This is a genomic window from uncultured Polaribacter sp. (assembly GCF_947497125.1).
In the GTDB taxonomy this organism is placed as follows: Bacteria; Bacteroidota; Bacteroidia; order Flavobacteriales; family Flavobacteriaceae; genus Polaribacter.
Window position 1 is genome coordinate 299,118 of the sequence record NZ_CANMFI010000004.1, and the last position, 22,639, is coordinate 321,756.

The 22,639-nt window shown below is 31.6% G+C and carries 16 protein-coding genes and 1 tRNA gene; 11 read left to right on the top strand and 6 right to left on the bottom strand.

Features of this window, described 5'->3' with window-relative positions; genetic code table 11:
- The first annotated feature begins 1 nt into the window (after position 1).
- The 10 genes from Q0678_RS08410 (at position 2) to Q0678_RS08455 (ending at position 10,788) form a co-directional block, all read left to right on the top strand.
- The gene (locus Q0678_RS08410) at positions 2-466 is read left to right on the top strand and encodes an SRPBCC family protein (RefSeq protein WP_299056549.1); all 465 of its coding nucleotides are present in this window, start codon (positions 2-4) and stop codon (positions 464-466) included.
- Complete coding sequence (locus tag Q0678_RS08415; RefSeq protein WP_299056553.1) at positions 466-1,773, top strand: deoxyribodipyrimidine photo-lyase; 1,308 nt, start codon at positions 466-468, stop codon at positions 1,771-1,773. Before Q0678_RS08410 ends, Q0678_RS08415 begins: the two co-directional genes overlap by 1 nt.
- 127 nt (positions 1,774-1,900) lie before the next feature.
- A tRNA-Thr gene (locus tag Q0678_RS08420) sits at positions 1,901-1,974 on the top strand.
- A gap of 203 nt (positions 1,975-2,177) precedes the next feature.
- Positions 2,178-2,783, top strand: a complete 606-nt coding sequence (udk, locus tag Q0678_RS08425) for a uridine kinase (protein ID WP_299056556.1) — start codon at positions 2,178-2,180, stop codon at positions 2,781-2,783.
- A 4-nt stretch (positions 2,784-2,787) separates the two neighbouring features.
- Positions 2,788-3,105 carry a septum formation initiator family protein gene (locus Q0678_RS08430; protein WP_299056559.1) on the top strand — a complete coding sequence of 106 codons (318 nt, stop codon included), beginning with the start codon at positions 2,788-2,790 and terminating at the stop codon, positions 3,103-3,105.
- 1 nt (position 3,106) lies between these two features.
- Positions 3,107-4,459, top strand: a complete 1,353-nt coding sequence (locus tag Q0678_RS08435) for a methylmalonyl-CoA mutase subunit beta (RefSeq protein WP_299056562.1) — start codon at positions 3,107-3,109, stop codon at positions 4,457-4,459.
- Between the two features lie 11 nt (positions 4,460-4,470).
- Positions 4,471-4,791 (top strand): hypothetical protein, encoded by a 321-nt coding sequence (locus Q0678_RS08440; protein WP_299056565.1) that lies wholly within the window; start codon positions 4,471-4,473, stop codon positions 4,789-4,791.
- The gene (scpA, locus tag Q0678_RS08445) at positions 4,791-6,854 is read left to right on the top strand and encodes a methylmalonyl-CoA mutase (protein WP_299056568.1); all 2,064 of its coding nucleotides are present in this window, start codon (positions 4,791-4,793) and stop codon (positions 6,852-6,854) included. The genes Q0678_RS08440 and scpA overlap by 1 nt, the downstream gene beginning before the upstream one ends.
- Before the next feature lie 169 nt (positions 6,855-7,023).
- Positions 7,024-10,167 (top strand): cytochrome c biogenesis protein CcsA, encoded by a 3,144-nt coding sequence (ccsA, locus tag Q0678_RS08450; RefSeq protein WP_299056571.1) that lies wholly within the window; start codon positions 7,024-7,026, stop codon positions 10,165-10,167.
- A 105-nt stretch (positions 10,168-10,272) separates the two neighbouring features.
- Positions 10,273-10,788: a DUF2892 domain-containing protein gene (locus Q0678_RS08455; protein WP_299056574.1), complete on the top strand. Its 516-nt coding sequence runs from the start codon at positions 10,273-10,275 to the stop codon at positions 10,786-10,788.
- Between the two features lie 106 nt (positions 10,789-10,894).
- Here the strand turns inward: Q0678_RS08455 and Q0678_RS08460 are convergent, their stop codons facing one another.
- The 6 genes from Q0678_RS08460 to porU all read right to left on the bottom strand — a co-directional run bounded on the left by Q0678_RS08460 (position 10,895) and on the right by porU (position 20,706).
- Positions 10,895-12,505: a LysM peptidoglycan-binding domain-containing protein gene (locus Q0678_RS08460; RefSeq protein ID WP_299056576.1), complete on the bottom strand. Its 1,611-nt coding sequence runs from the start codon at positions 12,503-12,505 to the stop codon at positions 10,895-10,897.
- Positions 12,506-12,510: 5 nt separating this feature from the next.
- Positions 12,511-14,046, bottom strand: coding sequence for a glutamine-hydrolyzing GMP synthase (guaA, locus tag Q0678_RS08465; protein ID WP_299056579.1), 1,536 nt, complete (start codon positions 14,044-14,046; stop codon positions 12,511-12,513).
- Between the two features lie 79 nt (positions 14,047-14,125).
- Positions 14,126-15,190 (bottom strand): 3-oxoacyl-ACP synthase III family protein, encoded by a 1,065-nt coding sequence (locus tag Q0678_RS08470; RefSeq protein ID WP_299056581.1) that lies wholly within the window; start codon positions 15,188-15,190, stop codon positions 14,126-14,128.
- Positions 15,191-15,601: 411 nt separating this feature from the next.
- Positions 15,602-16,084, bottom strand: a complete 483-nt coding sequence (cdd, locus tag Q0678_RS08475; RefSeq protein ID WP_299056584.1) for a cytidine deaminase — start codon at positions 16,082-16,084, stop codon at positions 15,602-15,604.
- A gap of 73 nt (positions 16,085-16,157) precedes the next feature.
- Complete coding sequence (porV, locus tag Q0678_RS08480) at positions 16,158-17,294, bottom strand: type IX secretion system outer membrane channel protein PorV (protein WP_299056588.1); 1,137 nt, start codon at positions 17,292-17,294, stop codon at positions 16,158-16,160.
- Between the two features lie 16 nt (positions 17,295-17,310).
- Positions 17,311-20,706, bottom strand: a complete 3,396-nt coding sequence (porU, locus tag Q0678_RS08485) for a type IX secretion system sortase PorU (protein ID WP_299056591.1) — start codon at positions 20,704-20,706, stop codon at positions 17,311-17,313.
- Positions 20,707-20,909: 203 nt separating this feature from the next.
- Between porU and gldJ the strand changes: the two genes are divergently transcribed.
- Positions 20,910-22,583 (top strand): gliding motility lipoprotein GldJ, encoded by a 1,674-nt coding sequence (gene gldJ / locus Q0678_RS08490; RefSeq protein WP_299056594.1) that lies wholly within the window; start codon positions 20,910-20,912, stop codon positions 22,581-22,583.
- Positions 22,584-22,639: the final 56 nt, after the last annotated feature.

The following is a 22,639-nucleotide window of genomic DNA, read 5'->3' on the forward strand; positions in this document are numbered from 1 at the left end:
GATGAAAATTTACACACTACACAAAAAACAAAAACTACCTATTTCTTTAAAAGAAGGATGGGCATTTTTATCAAATCCTAAAAATTTAAAAATAATTACACCAGACTACATGAGTTTTGATATTCTATCTGGTGCAGAGAAACCAATGTTTGCAGGACAAGTTATACAATATCTAGTAACCCCAATGTTAGGTATAAAAACAAAATGGGTTTCTGAAATAACACATTTTAAAGAATATGAGTATTTTGTAGACATTCAACTTTACGGGCCTTATGCATTATGGCATCATAAACATTTTATAAAAGAAATAGAAGGCGGAATTGAACTAGAAGACATTATTGATTACAAAGTACCGATGGGCATTTTAGGTCGTTTGGTACATCCTTTTTTGGTAAAACCTAAATTAGAAGAAATATTTTCATACAGACAACAAAAACTGATTGAAACCTTTGGAGAATTTAAATAATGAAAGAATCTATTCATATTTTTTGGTTTAGAAGAGACCTACGTTTAAACGATAATTGCGGACTGTTTAATGCATTAAAAACAGGCAAAAAAGTACTGCCAATTTTTATTTTTGATAAAAACATACTTACAAAACTTCCTAAAGATGATGCTAGAGTAACATTTATTCATCAACAATTAACAGCCATAAATAAACAACTTAAAACAACAAATAGTTCTTTAGCGGTTTATCATGGTGATCCGAAGGATGTTTTAAAAAGTATTTCTGAAAAGCATAATATTAAGGCTGTATATACAAATCATGATTATGAGCCTTATGCTAATGATAGAGATCAAGAGATTAAAGCACTTTTAGCAAAAAAAGAAATTGACTTTATATCATTTAAAGATCAGGTGATTTTTGAAAAAGATGAAATTGTAAAAAAAGATGGCACACCCTATAAAGTGTTCACTCCGTATTCAAAAAAATGGTTAGAATTATTTAATGAAAAGCCGCTTCAATTTTATCCATCACAAGACTATTTAGAGTGTTTTGTACCCAACGATTCTCAGCCGTTTCTATCCCTTGAAGAAATAGGTTTTACCGAATCTAAAATTAAAGTTACCTCTTATAAAATAAGCAATACTTTAATTGATAGTTACGAAGAAACTAGAAATTTTCCTTCTAAAGACAGCACTTCTAAACTAGGCAGTCATTTAAGATTTGGTACTGTTAGTGTAAGAGAAATGGCAGAAAAAGCCGCTAAAAGTAAAAATATTACGTTTTTAAAAGAATTGATTTGGAGAGAATTTTTTATGCAAATTCTATGGCATTACCCTCATACAACCACTAAAAGTTTTAAACCTCAATACGATAGAATTGTATGGCGCCATAATGAAAAAGAATTTAATGCTTGGTGCAATGGTGAAACCGGATATCCGTTAGTTGACGCTGGCATGAGGGAATTAAATGAAACAGGCTTTATGCACAATAGAGTGCGAATGCTTGTGGGAAGTTTTTTATGCAAACACTTACTAATTGATTGGCGACTAGGAGAAGCTTATTTTGCCGAAAAACTACACGACTATGAGCAATCTAGTAATATTGGTAATTGGCAATGGGTAGCTGGTTGTGGCGTAGATGCTGCACCTTATTTTAGAATTTTTAACCCAACAACACAAATTGTAAAATTTGATAAAGAGTTGAAATATATAAAAAAATGGGTTCCAAATTTTCAAGAGTTCACCTATCCTAAACCAATTGTAGAGCATAAATTTGCCAGAGAACGTTGTTTAGAAACTTACAAAAAAGCACTAAAAGAGTTTTAATTTTTTGAATAAAACTTTTTTTTGTCGCGATTTGTTCTTTGATTAAAAATTGTGTTCAAAAAAAAATAAAATTTATGTAGGTAAGTTTTAATAAATGTATTTAATTTGCGCTCGTAAAATTAAAAAAGCCGATGTAGCTCAGCTGGCTAGAGCAGCTGATTTGTAATCAGCAGGTCGTGGGTTCGAGTCCCTCTATCGGCTCAATTTTAAAAGCCTCAAAAAAAATATTTTTGAGGCTTTTTTATGAAAAATAGTGGCTCTCAAATAGTGCAAACTAAATGGTCACTAACTCTTATTTTTAAAGTTAAAAACGAATAAACTAACATCAATTTAAGACCAAAAATAAAGACGATATTGCAAAATCTTTATTATTTTAGTCTTTTGAATTATAAGAACACTACGATATGCTAATTATTGGAATTGCTGGAGGAACAGGAAGTGGAAAAACTACGGTGGTTAATAAAATTATTAAACACTTACCCATTGACGAAGTATGTGTAATTTCTCAAGATTCTTACTACAAGGCTACAGACAGCTTGTCTTACGAAGAAAGAACAAAAATAAATTTTGATCATCCAAGAGCAATCGATTTTGATTTAATAGTAAAACATCTAAAAGATTTAAAAGCAAACAAAACCATTGCACAACCAGTGTATTCTTTTGTAACTCATAACAGAACTAAAGACACAATTAAAACACATCCAAGAAAAGTTATTATTGTAGAAGGTATTTTAATTTTTAACAATGAAGCTTTAAGAGATTTATTTGATATTAAAATATTTGTGCATGCAGATACCGATGAAAGATTGATAAGAAGAGTTCGAAGAGATATCACAGAAAGAGGCAGAGATATTGATGAAGTTTTAAACAGATACCAAGACACCTTAAAACCTATGCATCAGCAATTTATAGAGCCTACTAAAAACTTTGCAGATATTATTATACCAAATGACAGACATAATAATGTGGCCATAGATATTGTAAGAACAGTAATTAACGAACGCCTGTAAATTAATGACTTTTAAAGAGTTAAGAAAAAATAAAATTATAAAATTTATAACAAACGTTTTTGTGTTAATCACAATTCCGTTTCTTATTTGGATGTTTTTTATTGATGATAATTCGTATCTTGTTCACAGAAAATTAAATACAGAAATTAGTGATTTAGAGAGCACTATTTTATTTTATCAGAAAAAGATAAACGAAGATAAAGCTACCATAAAAAAGCTAGAAGATTCTTTGCAACTCGAAAGGTTTGCTAGAGAAAAGTATTTAATGAAAAAAGAAAATGAAGACCTTTATTTAATAGAATTTGATACGATAAAAAATTAAGATGAAAACTTCTCTGTTTAGTGAGTTTGATAAAAGTACTGCTGCTGCTTGGAAACAAAAAATTCAAGTAGAACTAAAAGGCGCGGACTATAACAACTCTCTATTATGGAAAACAGATGAAAATTTTTTAGTAAAACCCTTTTACACCAAAGAAGACAAGACAAATTACAATGTGAAAACTTCAGAAAAAGGATTTCTTATTTGTCAAACAATTTTTATTGATGATGAAAAAATTGCAAATTCTTTAGCCTTAGATGCATTAAAAAGAGGTGCTACTTCTATACAATTTAAAGCAAATTCTACTTTTGATTATAAAAAGGTACTACATAACATAGACCTAAAGAAAAACACTTTATATTTCTTATTTACTTTTTTAGACCCTACTTTTCAGATAGAATTGTCTGAATTTACAAACTCTAAAAACACCTATTTTCAAACAGATATTATTGGCAATCTTGCAGAAACAGGAAACTGGTTTAATACCTTAAAAGAAGATTTTAAAAAACTTCATTCAATTGAAAAACAAACTCCAAATTGCATTGGTGTTTCGGGAGATTTATATCAAAATTGTGGCGCAACAATTACGCAGCAATTAGCATATACACTTGCTCATGCTAATGAATACTTAAATGAATTTGGAAACGGTTGTGCTAATAAAATTAATTTTATTTTTTCTGTAGGTAGCAACTATTTCTTTGAAATTGCAAAATTAAGAGCTTTTAGACTTTTGTGGTCTTTACTTACAGATAGTTTTGATGAAAAAGAAATAGAGGCACATTTGTTTGTTCAACCAAGCTTAAGAAATAAAACAATATATGATTACAATGTTAACTTGCTAAGAACAACCTCTGAAAGTATGAGTGCTATCTTAGGAGGTGCAAATACAATCTCTAACATTTCTTATGATGCAATTTATCATAAAAGTAACGAATTCGGAGAGCGAATCTCTAGAAATCAATTACTAATATTACAAAAAGAGAGTTTTTTAAACGACGCTCAAAATTATGCAGATGGCTCCTACTATATAGATGCTATAACAACACAATTAGCAGAAAATGCATTGCTTCTTTTTAAACAAATAGAAAAAAAAGGCGGTTTTTTAGCACAGCTTAAAGCAGGAATAATTCAAAAAAAAATAAAAGAAAGTAGCGACAAAGAAACTGCTGATTTCTTAGCAAGAAAACTGCGCTTATTAGGTACAAATTTTCAAGAAAATTTGACTGATAAAATGAAACAAAATATAGAACTCTACCCATTTGTAAAACAAAGAAATATTAAAACAATCATTACCCCTTTAATTAAAAAAAGACTTTCAGAAGTATTAGAAAAAGAACGCTTAAAGTCTGAAAATTAAAAAAGGATACTATGAATAAAAATTTAGAAATTTTAGAAAAGCAAAAAAAACAAGATCAGCTTAAGCAAGAAGTAAAAAATTACAAAAAAAAACTTCCTTCTTTGCTGCTTTTAATTGTTTTTACTTCTGCTTTAATTCTTTACTTTTTCGAAGATTACATCTTCTCTATTTTAGGGACACACACACTTATTAAAGCAAGCTTTTTTTTAATAATTAGCTGTATAAGTGTTATTCTTTTTAGTTTTATAAAAATTAGACAAAAAGAAAAAGAAACAAAATCAATTGGAATCGAACTCTATAATTTAATGAAATTAGAGGTAAAACAAAAGTAATGGGTAGAAAAGACGTACAAAACCTACATTTTAAAGATTCTAAAAAAAAGGCAACTCCTTCATTTATACATGAAGATTTTATTGCTGGTGTGCCACCTTACCTAAGAGGCCCTTATGCAACAATGTACGTAAACAAACCTTGGACAGTAAGGCAATATGCTGGATTTTCTACTGCCGAGGATAGCAATCAATTTTACAGAAAAAATTTAGCAGCAGGACAAAAAGGACTCTCGGTTGCTTTTGATTTAGCCACACACAGAGGGTATGATTCTGATCATGAGAGAGTGCAGGGCGATGTAGGAAAAGCAGGTGTTGCTATCGATACGGTAGAAGACATGAAAATATTATTTAACAACATTCCGTTAGATAAAATGTCTGTTTCTATGACAATGAACGGAGCTGTTTTGCCAATATTAGCATTTTACATTGTAGCTGCACAAGAGCAAGGCGTAAAGCCAGAACAACTATCTGGTACCATCCAAAACGATATTCTGAAGGAATTTATGGTGAGAAATACGTACATCTATCCACCAAGTCCGTCTATGAAGATTATTGCAGATATTTTTAAATTTACAAGTAAAAATATGCCTAAATTTAATTCTATTTCCATCTCTGGCTATCACATGCAAGAAGCCGGAGCCACTGCAGAAATAGAACTAGCGTACACACTAGCTGATGGCTTAGAATACCTAAGAAAAGGAATTGAAGTAGGCATGGATATTGATGCCTTTGCACCAAGACTCTCTTTCTTTTGGGCCATTGGTATGGATCATTTTACAGAAATAGCAAAACTTAGAGCAGCCAGAATGCTTTGGGCAAAAATTGTAAAAAAATTCAATCCTAAAAACCCAAAATCACTTGCATTAAGAACTCATTGCCAAACAAGTGGTTGGTCTTTAACAGAACAAGACCCATTTAACAATGTTGCCAGAACAACCATAGAAGCCATGGCTGCTGTGTTTGGCGGCACACAAAGTTTACATACAAATGCGCTAGATGAAGCCATCGCTTTACCCACAGACTTTTCTGCAAGGATTGCCAGAAATACTCAATTATATCTACAAGAAGAAACAAACATTACAAAAACCGTAGACCCATGGGCAGGTAGCCATTACCTTGAAGAAAAAACTATAGAAATTGCAAATAAAGCTTGGGAATTGATTGAAGAAATTGAACAATTAGGTGGCATGACCAAAGCAATTGAAAAAGGAATTCCTAAAATGCGAATTGAAGAGGCAGCGGCTATCAAACAAGCAAAAATAGATAGTGGTAAAGATGTGATTGTTGGGGTAAATAAATACCAACTAAAAAAAGAAGATCCTTTACATATTTTAGAAGTTGATAATGAATCTGTTAGAAAATCGCAGATCGAGAAACTTACTCTTATAAAGAAAAAAAGAGATAATAATAAAGTAGCAAAAACATTATTAGCATTAACTAATGCCGCAAAAACAAACCAACAAAATCTTTTAACTTTGGCTATAGAAGCCGCAAAAGAAAGAGCTACTCTTGGTGAAATATCTAATGCTTTAGAGGCTGTCTTTGGAAGACACAAAGCGGTGCATAAAACAATATCTGGGGTGTATAGTAAAGAAATTAAAGAAGATAAGCTATTTAAAAAAGCTGCAGAAATTGCTAATAAGTTTGCAGAGTTAGAAGGCAGAAGACCACGTATTATGATTGCCAAACTTGGGCAAGACGGTCATGATAGAGGTGCGAAAGTTGTTGCTACTGGCTATGCAGATTTAGGGTTTGATGTAGATATTGGTCCTTTATTTCAGACCCCTAAAGAGGCTACAAAACAAGCCATAGAAAACGATGTACACATTCTAGGTGTTTCATCTTTAGCTGCCGGTCATAAAACATTAATACCACAGGTGGTTGCTGAATTAAAAAAACATGGCAGAGAAGACATCATGGTAATTGTAGGTGGCGTTATACCTGCGCAAGATTATCAATTCTTATTTGATGCTGGTGCAGTTGGCATTTATGGCCCAGGAACAAAAATTGCACAAGCAGCTATAGAATTACTTTCGATATTAGTAGATAGTTTTTCTGAATAGACAAAACACCCTTATAATTCAAAATATATAAGAAGTATTTTTTACTTAATTTACAAATTAAATTAAAATGTATTTTAACATATATTAACAAGAAAAAAGACTTGTATTAGCAAACGTTTATTTGTTTTATCCGTAAATTTGTAACTCATAACAAAACGATAAAAATCGGATGAAAAAAATTATTAGTTTCCTCTACTCTACTCGATTAATGGCTGTTTTATTTTTCTTATATGCAGCAGCAATGGGTATCGCTACATTTATTGAAAACGATTTTGGCACACAAACATCTAAAGCACTAGTATACAATGCTTGGTGGTTCGAACTTATAATGGTTTTCTTTGTAATTAATTTGTTTGGCAATATATTTAGATACCGTTTGCTTAGAAAAGAAAAGTGGCCAGTTTTAATGTTTCACTTATCTTTTGTTTTAATATTAATAGGAGCCGGAATAACAAGGTATATTGGTTATGAAGGCATTATGCTTATAAAAGAAGGAGAAACAACCAACAAATTTTTATCAGAAACCACTTATTTGAATGTAATTGTTGATAATGGTGAATTGCAAAAACCAGAAATTAACAGCCCAATATTACTTTCTGCTTGGGGTAAAAATAATTGGATACATAAAGACAATTTTAAATCACAAGAAAAAACACAAGATTTTAGTTTTAAACTTGTAGACTATATTCCTTGGGCAGAAAAAAAATTAGTTGAAGATGAGCAAGGAATTGAACATTTATTCTTTGTAGAATCTTCTGAAGGTAGTAGACATGAGCATTGGATAAAAAAAGGAACTATACAAAACATACATGGTGTTTTAGTTGGTTTTGAGTCTTTAGATAATAATGCGTCTATCAATTTTATAACGCAAGACAATACTTTAAAACTACTTTCTAAAGACGATGGAGATTGGCTTCGAATGGCTGATCAACAGCGAGGAAAAATAACAAAAGATAGTTTAGAAAATTTTCAATACTTAACACTACATAATGTTGCAGGGTTGCAATTTGTAATTCCTAGACCTGCAGAGAAAGGATTTATGAAAACAGTTCGATCTAAAAAAGATGATAAAAAATTAGATGTTGCTGTTTTTGAGATTGAAACAAATAATGAAACAGCTACGGTAGAATTAACAGGTGGTAAATTCAACTCTCAAGGTTCTAAAGAAATTTCTGTAGGAGGCCTAAATTTTAGGATGTTGTATGGTGCTAAAATACTAGAAACTCCTTTTTCTGTAAAATTAAACGACTTTCAATTAGAAAAATATCCAGGTTCAGAAAGTGCTGCCTCTTATGCGAGTGAAGTTACTGTAATTGCAGAAAAAGAAACATTTGATTATCGAATTTTTATGAACCATATTTTAGATTATAGCGGTTACAAATTATTTCAATCTAGTTATGATTTATCTGGTGAAAAGGAAGAAACACATCTTTCTGTAAATCATGATTTCCTAGGAACTTTTGTAACTTACTTAGGATATTCTTTCTTATATTTTGGATTGATATGTATCTTATTTGCTAAAAATACTCGTTTTGATGATTTAAAGCAGAGCTTAAAAAAGATCCGTAAGAAAAAAGCAACTCTTTCTATGATTGTTGCTCTTTTTGTCTCTGGATTCGCATTTGCACAACACACGGCTCATCAAGAGAACAGCATTACAGACCAACAAATAGACTCTATTTTAACAGCAAATTTAGTGGCTGTAAATCATGCTGAAAGTTTTAACAAGCTAGTTATACAAGATGCTGGCGGACGTATGAAACCCGCACACACCTTTGCCTCTCAACTAGTAAGAAAAGTTAGCAAATCTTCTACGTTTAATGGTATGCAACCCAGTCAGGTTCTATTATCAATCATAGAAAACCCAAGATTATGGTACGAAGTACCTGTTATTTACCTCGAAAAAGGGAACACACAGATTAGAACTTTGTTAGGTGTTTCGGAAACAACAACTCATGCTCGTCTATCAAATTTTATAACACCAATGGGTGTTTATAAAATTAGAGAGCAAGTGGCTGAAGCTCAGAAAAAAAATATAAAAAACAAATTTGAAAAAGACCTTCTTAAAATAGACAAACGTGTTGGATTACTTTACAGCGCAATTGGCGGTGGTATTTTAAGAATATATCCGATACCAAATGATGATAATAATACCTGGGTATCTCAACCAGAAACTGCTAATGCTGGTTTTAAAGCTACAGATTCTGTTTTTGTAAGACAATCATTGCCTGTTTATATCAACTTTTTACAAGAAGGTAAAAAAACTGGCAACTATCAAAAAGCAGAAAAAATACTAACGGGCATAAAACAATTTCAACAAAAATTTGGTGCTGAAATATATCCGTCAAAAGAAAAAATTGAATTAGAAATTGCTTACAATAAAATTGAACCTTTTAAAAAACTATCTACATACTATGGTTTTGTTAGTTTATTCCTTCTAATTTTTGTTATCTGGCAAATTTTCTCATCAAAAAAATGGATCAATACGATTGTAAAAACATTAACTGTAATTACAATTGGTCTATTTATTTTACACACCGCTGGTTTAATTTCGAGATGGTATATTAGTGGATATGCGCCTTGGAGTAATGCATACGAATCTATAATATTTGTTGCTTGGGCAACCATGTTATTTGGTTTGTATATTGGAAGAAAATCTGCTTTAACTATTACAGCAACTGCTTTTTTAGTAGCAATTACTTTAGGGTTTGCTCATCAAAACTGGTTAGATCCAGAAATTGCAAACCTTATGCCTGTGTTAAATTCATGGTGGCTTTTAGTGCATACTTCTATTATTGTTGCCAGTTACGGGCCTCTTTCTTTAGGGATGATACTTGGTATTGTAGCGCTTTTTTTAATGGCGTTTACAACGAAGAAGAATAAAAAAAGAATGGATTTAAACATTAAGGAAATTACCATTATAAACGAAATGTCTATCACGGTTGGTTTAATAATGTTAACCATAGGTAATTTTTTAGGCGGTATGTGGGCCAATGAAAGTTGGGGACGCTATTGGGGATGGGATCCTAAAGAAACTTGGGCATTAATTTCTATAATGGTGTATGCTTTTGTGTTACACATGCGATTGATACCTGGTTTACGTAGTAGATTGTCATTTAATTTTGCCGCTGCTTTTGCCTATTTATCTATAATGATGACTTATTTTGGTGTTAATTTTTACCTATCTGGTTTGCATTCATACGCAAGCGGAGAGAAAGAAGTAACTCCTAGAGAAGCTTATATTTACATTGCAGCATTAATTACCCTTACAATTATAGCTGGATTTAAGTACAAAAAGTATTTTAAAAAATAAATTTAGCAAGAAGACCTTCTAATAATTCATAAGAAAATGTATTTTTGCGCCTATTAAAACTATTATAAACCGCTCGAATTTGTTCGAGTATACACAATAAAAAAAATGTTTCATAAAAATATAAAATTAATTTTAGCTGGTTTAATTACTGTTTGGGCTATTCAACAGTTTAGCCAAGTAAATATCTTAAACGGAATTTCAATTTTACTGCTAGCAGGTATATTTGTTTTATTATACTTTAAAAACGAATTTATATTAATGGCTTTTTTACAATTAAGAAAGCAAAATTTTGAAGGAACAAAAAAATGGTTGGGATATATTAAAAACCCAGAAAAAGCACTTATTGTTAAACAACAAGGTTATTACAACTATTTACATGGTATTATATTAAGTCAAACAAACATGACTCAAGCCGAAAAATATTTACGTAAAGCTGTAAAATTAGGCTTATCAATGGATCATGATTTAGCAATGGCTAAATTACAATTGGCAGGAATTGCAATGACAAAAAGAAGAAAGCGAGAGGCAACAAACTTAATGGCTGAAGCTAAAAAGTTAGATAAGCACGGTATGTTAAAAGACCAAATGAAGATGATGAAAGATCAAATGAAAAAAATGTAATTTTCAAAAATATTATCCAATAAAAAAACCACTATTCAGTGGTTTTTTTTATGCTTTTAATTTTAAATTCTAATGATTCTCACAAAGTACAGATATCAATTAGCTATTATTTTAATCTTGTTAAACTTAAATCTTTATTATATTTTAAGATAAATAGCCCTTTGTTTTCTATGACGTCAGATTTGTTTTTATAATAATCGAACTTACTTTCTACTCGATAAGAAGCACCTTCTTTAAAAGTATCCTCTAAAGAGTTTCCAGAAGCTAGACGCATTAAAACATCATACGTAATATCAAAACCTTTGGTTGCTTGAAAAGATGGAAGTGCATTGTTCTTTTTAAAATATTGAGAGTTGAATAACTTTGTTGTAATTGACTCTTCATTTACATACTCATCACTTACATACGTTAAATTTACCTTCGCTAATTTTAAATTAGAGATTTTATCAAATGCCTTTTCTTTATTATAAGTAAAAACACGAACAGTTGTGTCTTCTGGCAAACTAATAAAACTGTTTATTATGTCTGCTACTAAAACAGTATCATCTGACGTTAAAACAACCCAATTCTCTTGGTTAGGCTTTAAAATCTCTAAAAAACGATTTTTATCGATATAACCATTTTTAGGTTTTAAAACACGAACATTATTAATAGAGTCATGTAATTCTAGCGCATTTTTTAAAGATATATTTGCTGTATTAGAAGTCGATTTATTATCGCCCACTAACATAATAGTTCCATTTGTAAAAGTATCACTGATAAAAGTTGCTAGCGCTTGTCTAAAAATATTTTTCTCTGGCGATGTTTTAATCAAATTTGAAGAAGTAAATTTTGATTGACTTTTAGAATACATTGGGTAAATTACGGGTGCATTAACCTGTTTAGCAATGTAACTAGCCTCTTCAGAATACAATGGACCTATAATAACATCACTTTCTTCTAAATTATTTTCTCTTATAATCTCTTTAATTTTAGTGCTATTCTTTTGTGTATCAAAAACGTTTACATCAATTGTAACACCTTGCTTTCTTAAAGAATCTACCGCAATCATGGCACCTAAATAAAAATCGGTTACAATATTTGCTAATCTACTATCGTCAAAAAGTTCGTTTGCTTTTATACTATCATTTTCTTCAGTAATAAAAGGAAGCATTAGTGTTGCCTTTAAAGAAACATCTGCAGTTACAACATCTTCATAAACAGTTTTTTCTTTTGACGTTTCACCTTTTATAATAGGCCTTATTTTTAATATTTGTCCAATTTTTAAACCTTCCGATAAAACAGGGTTTAATGTTAATAAATCTTGTTCTGTTACATTATAAAAACGTGTTAAACCATAGATAGTTTCTTTTGCTTTTACATCATGTATGATGAAATTTAGACTCAGAGAATCTAACTTTTGTTTAGAAACATCTTTTATAAAATCTTTAGAAACAGTATCAACTTTAACCTCTTTATCAGTTGTTTTTTTTGTTACTTCTTTTTTAGAAACTGTTTTACCAGTATTGGGTATTATAATTAAAGAATTTACTTCTGGATTTCTTCCAACATCTGGATTTAAACGAACTAAGTCTTTGGTTTTTACATCCAATCTCTTCGCAATCGTTTTTAATGTTTCACCTTCCTTAACTTTATACTGTATGTATTTTTTTTGTTGACCACAAGAAATTGTGAACGTTAAAATACACAGAAAAACAAAAAATTTTAAATGTTTCATATGTTTTATTCCCATTCTATAGTAGCTGGTGGTTTAGAACTAATATCGTACACAACTCTATTAACACCTTTTACTTGATTTATAATTTTGTTGGAGGTCTTTTGTAAAAATTCATACGGTAAATTTACCCAATCAGCAGTCATCCCATCAGTACTTTCTACTGCTCTTAAGGCAACTACTTTTTCATACGTTCTTTCATCACCCATAACTCCTACAGAGTTTACAGGTAATAACATTGCACCGGCTTGCCACACTTTATCATACAAACCGTCTTCTTTTAATCCGTTGATAAAAACAGCATCTACTTCTTGTAAGATACGAACTTTTTCTGCTGTAATATCTCCTAATATACGAATTCCTAAGCCAGGCCCCGGAAAAGGATGGCGCCCTAACAATTCTGCATCAATCCCTAATGATGCTCCTACTCTTCTTACCTCGTCTTTAAAAATCATTCTTAAAGGCTCTACTATTTTAAGCTTCATAAAATCTGGTAATCCACCTACATTATGATGACTTTTTATGGTTGCAGATGGCCCACCATTTACCGATACAGACTCTATTACATCTGGATAAATAGTACCTTGTGCTAACCAAGTAACATTTGTTATTTTATGAGCTTCATCATCAAAAACTTCAATAAAAGAGTTCCCAATAGCTTTTCTTTTTTTCTCTGGATCAGAAATACCTTCTAATGCTTTTAAAAATCTTGCTGATGCATCTACACCTTTCACATTTAAGCCCATACCTTCGTATTGTGCCAAAACATTTTGAAACTCATCTTTTCGCAAAAGTCCGTTATTTACAAAAATGCAATATAAATTTTTACCGATTGCTTTGTTTAATAGAACTGCCGCAACGGTAGAATCTACTCCGCCTGATAAACCAAGAACAACTTTATCATTGCCTACTTTTTCTTTAATGGCATTAACGGTACTTTCTACAAAAGAATCTGGAGTCCATGTTTGAGCAACACCTGCAATTTTAACCAAAAAGTTTTCTAACAGTTGTTTACCATCTGTAGAGTGATACACTTCTGGATGAAATTGAATGGCATAAGTATCTTCTTCATTAATTTTATAAGAAGCATTTTCTACATCTTTTGTACTAGCTAACAGAACTGCATTTTTAGGCAATTCTTTAATTGTGTCTGAATGACTCATCCAAACCTGGCTTCCTTTAGAGATCCCTTCAAAAAAGATTTCTTCACTTTTGATAAAAGATAAGTTTGCTCTACCATACTCTCTTGTATTCGAAGGCGCTACTTTACCACCAGAAAAATGGGCTAAATATTGTGCACCATAACAAACTGCCAATAAAGGTTTTTTACCTCTAATTTCAGATAAATCTGGATGTAAAACATTTTCTCCTCTTACCGAATTTGGGCTACCAGATAAGATAACCGCTTTAAATTCTGTATGATTTTTTGGAAGGTGATTATAAGGGTGAATTTCACAATAAATGTTTAATTCTCTAACTCTTCTGGCAATTAACTGAGTGTATTGCGAACCGAAGTCTAAAATAAGTACGTTGTGTTGTTGCATGCGCAAAAATACTATTTCATATTAAATTTAAGAACGAAAATCGTTTTTTTTATAAGAAATTTCACCTCTTTATTAAGAACTAAAAACGATAAACAACTGCATTTAAATTCATACCAGCACCAACAGAAGCAAAAATAACAACATCTCCTTTTTTAACTTCTTGATCTTCTAACTCGCCTTTTAAAACTAAATCTAATAACGTTGGTACCGTAGCAACAGAGCTATTGCCTAGTTTATGAATACTCATTGGCATTACGCCTTCAGGAACTGGTTTTTTGTACAATCTAAAAAAACGTTTGATAATTGCTTCATCCATTTTTTCATTTGCTTGGTGTATAAAAATCTTTTTAACATCATTAATTGAGATACCACTTTTGTCGAGCGCAATTTTCATTGCCGCAGGCACTGCTGTTAAGGCAAATTCATAAATTTTTCTACCCAACATTTTGATATACCTAACATCTGCATTTTTTGTCTTGTTATTAGAAGCACCATAAAACAAATAATAGGCTTCTTCTTTTGCAAATGTTTGGGTTGCATGGCTTAAAATACCCGCACCAGAACCACTTGTCTCTTCTACAATACAAGCTCCTGCACCATCGCTAAAAATCATAGCATCTCTATCAAAATTATCTACAACTCTTGATAGTGTTTCGGCACCGATTACCAAACATTTTTCTGCAATTTGAGCCTTAATAAATGCCTGAGCTTGTATAACACCTTCTACCCAACCTGGGCAACCAAAAAGAATATCATAAGCAACACAATTGGGGTTTTCAATCCCTAATCTATGTTTTACTCTTGAGGCCAAACTAGGTAAAATATCGCTCTGAATGGCACCATGTTTTACGTCTCCAAAATTATGAGCAAGTATGATGTAATCTATCTCTTCTGGATTAATTTTTGCCGACTCAATGGCTTTTTTACTTGCAAAATAAGCAAGGTCTGAAGTATTGTATTCTGGCTTTGCATACCTTCTTTCTTCAATGCCAGTGATCCCTTTAAACTTTTCGATAATCACTTCATTTTCATCAGAAAAAGCTTCGCCGTTTTCGTTTAAAAAATTTTCATTAGAAAAATCTATATTTTTCTTTTTAAGTGAAGGCACAAAAGATCCTGTACCTGTTATTTTTGATGAAATCATATTTAAAGTGATTTATATTTTCTTATAGATAGATAAACTGGGTCTAAAATACAAAATCCCTAAAAACAAGAATTTCTTTGTTTCTAAAAAAATGATATTCAACACCCGTTTAAAAGAATGTCTTACTTTTAAATAATTGAGTTGTGTTACTAATTATTTTTAAAACTATCTTACAAATGCTAGTAATAACAGTGTATTTAGTAGTTATTTAAAAGATATCGACCTCTAAAAAATGTTACTTCTTTTTAAATTAATACGACATTCAACAGCTAAAAAAGGTTCTCTAATTTATTGGTTTAACTAGTTTTTTTTTAAACAAGACGGAAACTGCGTTAGGGATTGAAACAGCATCCTTTTTACTTTTTGTAGTAAAAAGATATCGTGAAAAGCCCGTTAAAACGCCCAAAAAAACTACAAATAAGAACTATCGAAAGAATACGGTAGCAAAGAGGTAAGCGAATCTACAAGTACTACATTGCCAATTTCGCCCATAAACAACACTTTAAAAGGTGTCTTTTGATGAATTTCATATTCAGACAATGCTTGCCTGCATGCGCCACAAGGACCGATGGGCTGATCTACTGTTTTAAGCGTAGAGCTTGCTGAAATTGCTAACTTTTTAATTTTAACACCCGGAAAACTTGCTCCGGCATGCCAAACCGCAACCCTTTCGGCACACATACCCGATGGATAGGCTGCGTTTTCTTGGTTGTTGCCAATAACAACTTCTCCGTTTTCGAGTAACAATGCTGCACCTACATAAAACTTAGAATAAGGAGCATAGGCTTTTTTTCTGGCCTCAATTGCTTTGTTCATTAACAAAATATCTTCTTTTGGCAATTCTGACAAAGTATTATAAATGGTTGCTGAAGCGGTTATTTGAGTTTTTTTCATGGTGTATATAGGGCAAAAAAGCAGTCATTTACCGACTGCTTTGTAAGATCATAAAATAAAATATTCACTGAGATTAATAATCATCATAAATTTCTCCTAAATCAAAAGATAAAGAAAAACGCAAAGAGTTTTCTAGAGGGTTATTTACATCAGATGAATTTATTAGGTAAGATAAATCTACATTTAAAGCATTTGTTTTAAAACCACCGCCTAATGTAAAATATTGTCTATTTCCTTTGTCTTGACTTTCATGAAAATACCCCGCTCTTACAGCAAAAGCATTGTTGTATAAATACTCTGCACCTAATGCATAGGTAAATTCTTGTAGTTCTTCTTTAAAGCCTCCTGGTGCATCGCCAAAAGATTTAAAAATACCACTAACCCACTCGGTTTCTCTTTCTGAACCATCTAACTGAGGCGTTGGCACTAATAACTTTGTAAACTCTACATTGGTAGATATGGTGTTGTAATCGTCTAAAATAAAATCGAAACCACCACCTAGCTTAAGATTTGTAGGTATAAAATCGGCATTATTTACATCGGTAGTGTAATTTACCTTTGGACCAATATTGGCAATGTTAAACCCTAGTCTATAACGTCCATTAAAATTACCATAATTTTCTTCTAAAGATTGATAATATCCAGAAACATCAACGGCAAAAGAGTTAATGGGTTGTATGTTACCAGAAACACCTGTTAAGGTTAAATTAGATCTTAAATATTTTAAGGCAACACCCATTGAAAAAGTTTCGCTTAATTTTAAAGAATATGCACCGGTTATTGCTAATTCGTTAGGGTTAATTGTTCCGTTTGGTATTCCGTTACTATCTGTTAAATCGATTTGCCCTAAAGAAAAGTATTTTAAATCTGCACCCCAAGCAGCATTTTCACTAAATCTATTCATGTAAGAAAGGCTCCCTGTAAAAATATCATCGGTAAGGTTTCTTAGCCATGGCGAGTAGGTAATACCTGCTTTTATTTGACGATTACTAAATGCCATTTTAGCTGAGTTGTGAAAAAGTGAAAAAGCGTCTGCAGAAGTAGCGACACCAATATCTCCCATACCACCAGCTCTTGCATCGGGTGTTATTAATAAAAACGGAATTGCTGTGGTAATACCGCCTACCTGACGGGTATCTATTTCTGTTTGTGCAGAAACCTTTAAACTAGCAAGCACACAAAGTGCAATACAAAATCCTATTTTTCTCATAAAATATTATTTATTTTTATTGAAGAATGACTAATTTTTCATACTTCTGGGCAACAATATTACTAATTGTTGCGGTTACTTTTAATTTATAAATATAAACTCCTTTTCCTATTTTTTGACCAAAATCATCTAAACCATTCCATGTTATACTTCTAGACAAACTACCCGCTGTAAGTACATTTTGATTAATTGTTTTTATCAACTTACCCGAAACTGTAAAAATTTGAACTTGTACTTCTAACGGTTCATTAGGCTTATTGTGATGAAACCAAAATTCGGTGTAATTTACAAAAGGATTTGGATAATTTAAAACATTTTCTAAATTTAAAATAGCATCACTAACAACCACAAAGTTTAACGTAGCTTCAGATGAATTATTATACGTATCCCAAGCTTTTATTTTTAAGGTATGCGGACCAACTTCTAAATCTCTTAATCGATATGTAACTTTACCATTTGTAAAATCATTTAATTCCGTTTGATAAAAATCATTTAAAATAATTGGGTTAGCCGTATCATCATCTAAAACAGCTACAATATCATGGTCTACAGAGGTTATCGAAGTATTTATACCACTAAAATCTGATAGGGCAATTATTAAATTCGGAGACGCATTTGTATTACCGCCATCAATAAAAGACTCATCATTCATGTAGGGTTTTATTTCTGGTCCCATAGTATCTTCGGGAGCATCTTTATTAATACCACCAACAAAAACATCAAAATTAAAACCAGATTTATCTATTTCTCCGTTATCTGCATAAAAACTTAACTTTCCTTTACCGAATGCAATTTTAATATCTTTAGGAACTATAAACTCGAATTTAAAAGCGCCTTCGGTTACGGTCGATTTCCCTTTAAATATCTTACTATCTTGGGTGTCAAAAACCATTTGAATTCCAAAACCATCATTGTCTAGGGTTGTTTTATCTATCGGTTTATCGAAAATAGTTGTAGACAAAGTTCCATTAAAATCGGTTAACACCTCATCTAACTCATTGACAACAACCCCTTCAATTTGTACTTTAGACAAGGCTTTTAAGGTGTCTAATGATTGCGATATTAAAACCCCATTCATTTTTGTTATTTTTATATTGGGTTTTGGCACAGCCAACTTCATGGCCGGATCACCAAAATGATAAATGAAAAATTTCTGAGAATTAGAAAACTGATTTTTAGTTTTCATTAAAGAAGCTGCAATGGTTAAATCTTCATTATTAAACTCTAGTAAAGTTCTTATTAACTGCTCATTAAAACGCTGTCCTACATTAATAAAAACCTCTCGTGTGGTGGTAACCATACTTGCAGCACCACCTGTAGGATTTTTAAGAGTTAACTCGCCAGCCGTAATTCTATTCGGGTTATCAAACCTAGAAAAATCGCAAGTAACCGTAATTAAAAGAGGCAAACTATTAAGGTTACTAAGACTTTGAATTTGTGGCTTGTCGAAAAACTTTTCAGACGCAAAACCATCTTCACCACCATGACCAAAATAATCAAAAACCAAAGACCCTTTTTCAATGGCGTTTGTAATTGCTGTTTTTACCGCAGGATAGCGCTCGCCTCCTGAAGAGTTTTCTTGCACATAAGCATCTGCAAAAATTTTATTTACATTAAAAATAGGTTTATTTGCTCTAATTTCATCAGCGATGTTTTCTACACCTTGGGCTATTACCTCTTCTCCGGTAGCATCTATATCATCTGCCAATAAAGTGATGGTGTTTCTCCAATCTCCGATAGAAGATTTTGCGTAATATGCTAGAATTTTATCGACAACCGTTTTTGCTTCTGCAATCGTATTTACAGGTATTCGACTAGAAGCTACATCAATCGTATGGCTTGGAGACATTGTACCTTCTGTATCGTCTAGCATTACATAAAAATCGTCTGTAACATATGATGTCGCTAGGTTAAAACTATTCTCAGATAATTTTACTGGCATAATATTATTATTACCGCTCAATCTGTCTTTATAATCAAAAGAAGCATCGCCAAAAAAACAAACATATTTTAATTTAGTTTCTTCGGATGAATTGGTGTCATATAGTTGTTTTATAAAATCTCGAATGGCTGTAATATCTTTAGAACCTGATGAATACTCATTATATATTTCATCAACTAAAACAACTTTTGTATTTAAATTACTATTGTCTTGATGGTAATTTGCTAATCTTTGTGCCTCACTAGACAATGCCGAACTAGTTATTAATAAATAATTGATGTCTTTTAAAGAATGTAAATTTTGATTAATAACTTTTGAGTTTGCTATTGCTTTTGGTTTGTAAAAATCATTCTCAGAGATAACAATATATTCTTTTAAAACGTTTGCATCTTCTTTAAAAGTAAAGTTGGTGTCCGAAGATTCGCTACTAATAGATGCTGGTGATAATGGGTTTGTTACATCCCAAACCTGAAAAATTGCATTGCTATTTTTAATTGAGAAATTAACTGTATTCGCATTATTTACTTGCTCGAAACTTCGAAAAGAAAACTGTCTATCTGTAGCAATTAATTCTTGTTTGCCGACCACTTCTATAAAGTCTAAATAAGCATTTGCAGACGGATTGCCATTATTATTATAGGTAAGTTTAACAGACAACAAATCTGCACTATTAGCCATAGAAGCGACTCTTTCTGAGGTAAGCGCTTTTGTTAATGAAGTGGAATTAATTCCAGAAAAATTAAGATCATACAACGCTTGGTCATTTACCGAAACTGCTAAAGATGTTGAAGTAACAGATGCCGCAACGGCTCTAACCTTAACAGACAATGGTGCATTGGCAACTGCATTAGGAAATGGTATTTTAAATTCTTGAGTATTTTCTATATTTAAATCTGTCTTGTAAAACCATTGAGTACCTGCAGAAAGTATATTAAATTCGTCTTTTTCTAAAAAAGTAAACGCATCAAAATCGGTAATTTCAAGTTGTGAATTTGAAGTAATTGGTTCTTTTGGTTGTATTCTTTTACCTACTGTACTCGATACCGTTATAAAGTAATAAGCTTCATCAGAATAAATATTTTGTCGATGGTTTGCGGTATTAGCAACTGGATTAAGTACCCAATCATGCGGCCCGGTAGCATAAAAAAGAATGTAATCTTCATTATCAAAAACACCATCATTTTCGCCAGAAATAAAAATTGCATTTTCTTGCAAATCAATACTTCTCGGAGTTGCATTTAAAACAGGTAACATTGCGCCACCATTCCCATAAATTTTAATTTTTCTTGGATCTAAATTTCGAGTAGAAACACCTATTTCTTGTAAAAGATTTTTATCAATCTTAAACACACCAGAAGTATCTACAGAAAACTTATACCAATCGCCATTAGATAGTACAGAATTGTTAATTTGCGCAGTAAATAGTTGACTAAATAACAGCGTGAAAAAAAATAAAAAACGTGCTTTCATAATTCTATTTCAAATAACGGAAATTATTCGGAGATATTTTAAGACAATAACACATAAATTATACTAATCTTAAAAAGAAATCGTTTCATAGAAAGTGATTGTTAATTTACAACGTTAATTTTATTAATTTACTTGTTTGAAAGTAGAATTATTGTAAATTGCATCACTATTTAATTATACAATAAATAATTTTCAATTAGAAAATGAAAAACGTTTTTAAACTATTTATAGTTGCCTTATCAGTTGTAACATTGGCTAGTTGTAACAGCTCAAAATCTGGTAGTTCTAAACTAACCGGAATTCCTTTTAACAACCCTAAATATGATAATTATATTCGAGGAGATGCTTTTGCTGGTCAAGAAACACCTCTAGGAATGGTACCTATTGAAGGAGGTTCTTTTACCATGGGGCAAGTTCAAGACGATGTAATGTTCGACTGGAATACAACACCTAAAAAAATGCATATTCGTTCTTTTTTTATGGATGAAACTGAGGTAACAAATTCAGAATACTTCTTATATGTACAGTACATAAAAAAAGTTTTTCCTCCTGCCGAAGAAAAATACAAACACATTTATAAATCTGTTTTACCAGATACATTAGTTTGGAGAAAAAGCTTAGGAAATACAGATATTTTATCTGAAAATTACTTGAGACACCCTGCTTATGCAGATTATCCTGTTGTTGGTGTTAGCTGGTTACAAGCAAATAAATACTGTAAATGGAGAACAGATGCAGTTAATTTAAAGAAACTAATAGACAAAGGTTATTTAGAAAATATTTTTGATAATGATAGTGTTAGTAACTTTTTTGATACCGATGTTTTTTTAGCAGACTCAGACAAATTATTTGATGGCGATAGTACTATCTACAAAAGAGGTATAAGAACCAGAGGAAACACTAACTCACAAAATGGAAATTTTAGAGGTCGAAAAATAACTCAAGCAGACGGTGTTTTAAGTCAGAAATTTAGACTACCTACGGAAGCTGAATGGGAGTTTGCCGCAAAAGCAAATATAGAAAACAGAGAGTACAACAACATTAGAGGTAGAAAAAAATATGCCTGGGATGGTAAATATTCTAGAGAAAGTAAAAAACGTTTAAGAGGTAATCAATTAGCAAACTTTAAACAAGGTGAAGGATCTTACAGTGGATTATCTGGGTGGAGTTCTGATGGTGCAGACATTCCTAACAAGGTAAAATCTTACCCACCAAATGCTTTTGGCTTGTATGACATGTCTGGAAATGTTTCAGAATGGGTTGCCGATGTTTATAGACCTATAATTGATAACGAAGCTAACGATTTTAACTACTTTAGAGGAAATATTTTCACCCGTAAAATGATTGACAAAGAGGGTAAAGTTGTAATTGCAGATGTATCTGAAGGTGCAGAAGTGGCTTATGACACTTTACCAAACGGTAAAATAATGCCAAAACAACTACCTGGTAGTTTAAAATACATACCAATTACTAAAGATGATGTTACTTTAAGAAGAAACTTTACGGTTTCTGACAACACTGATATTGGTGATGGAGATTTAAACTCTTCTCGTTTTTATGGTGATGATGAAAATGAATTTAGTAAAAGACCTAGTATGTATAATTCTCCAAGAAAACCAAGCATTGAGAGAGATGCAGAGACAGGAGAAGAAATTTTGGTAAATGATGCTAAAAAAAGAACTACTTTAATTAGTAATAGTACCAGAGTTTATAAAGGTGGTGCATGGTCTGATAGAGAGTACTGGTTAGACCCAGCACAAAGAAGATACTTACCAGAATATATGGCAACCAACCATATTGGGTTTAGATGTGTTACAGACCAAGTTGGCCCTATGAGTTTCAAGAAAAGAAAAGCTAGAAACCCAAGTAGAAACTAAAAAAAAATATTTCTTAAAAAAAAGACCTCACTGCATAAATATCAGTGAGGTTTTTT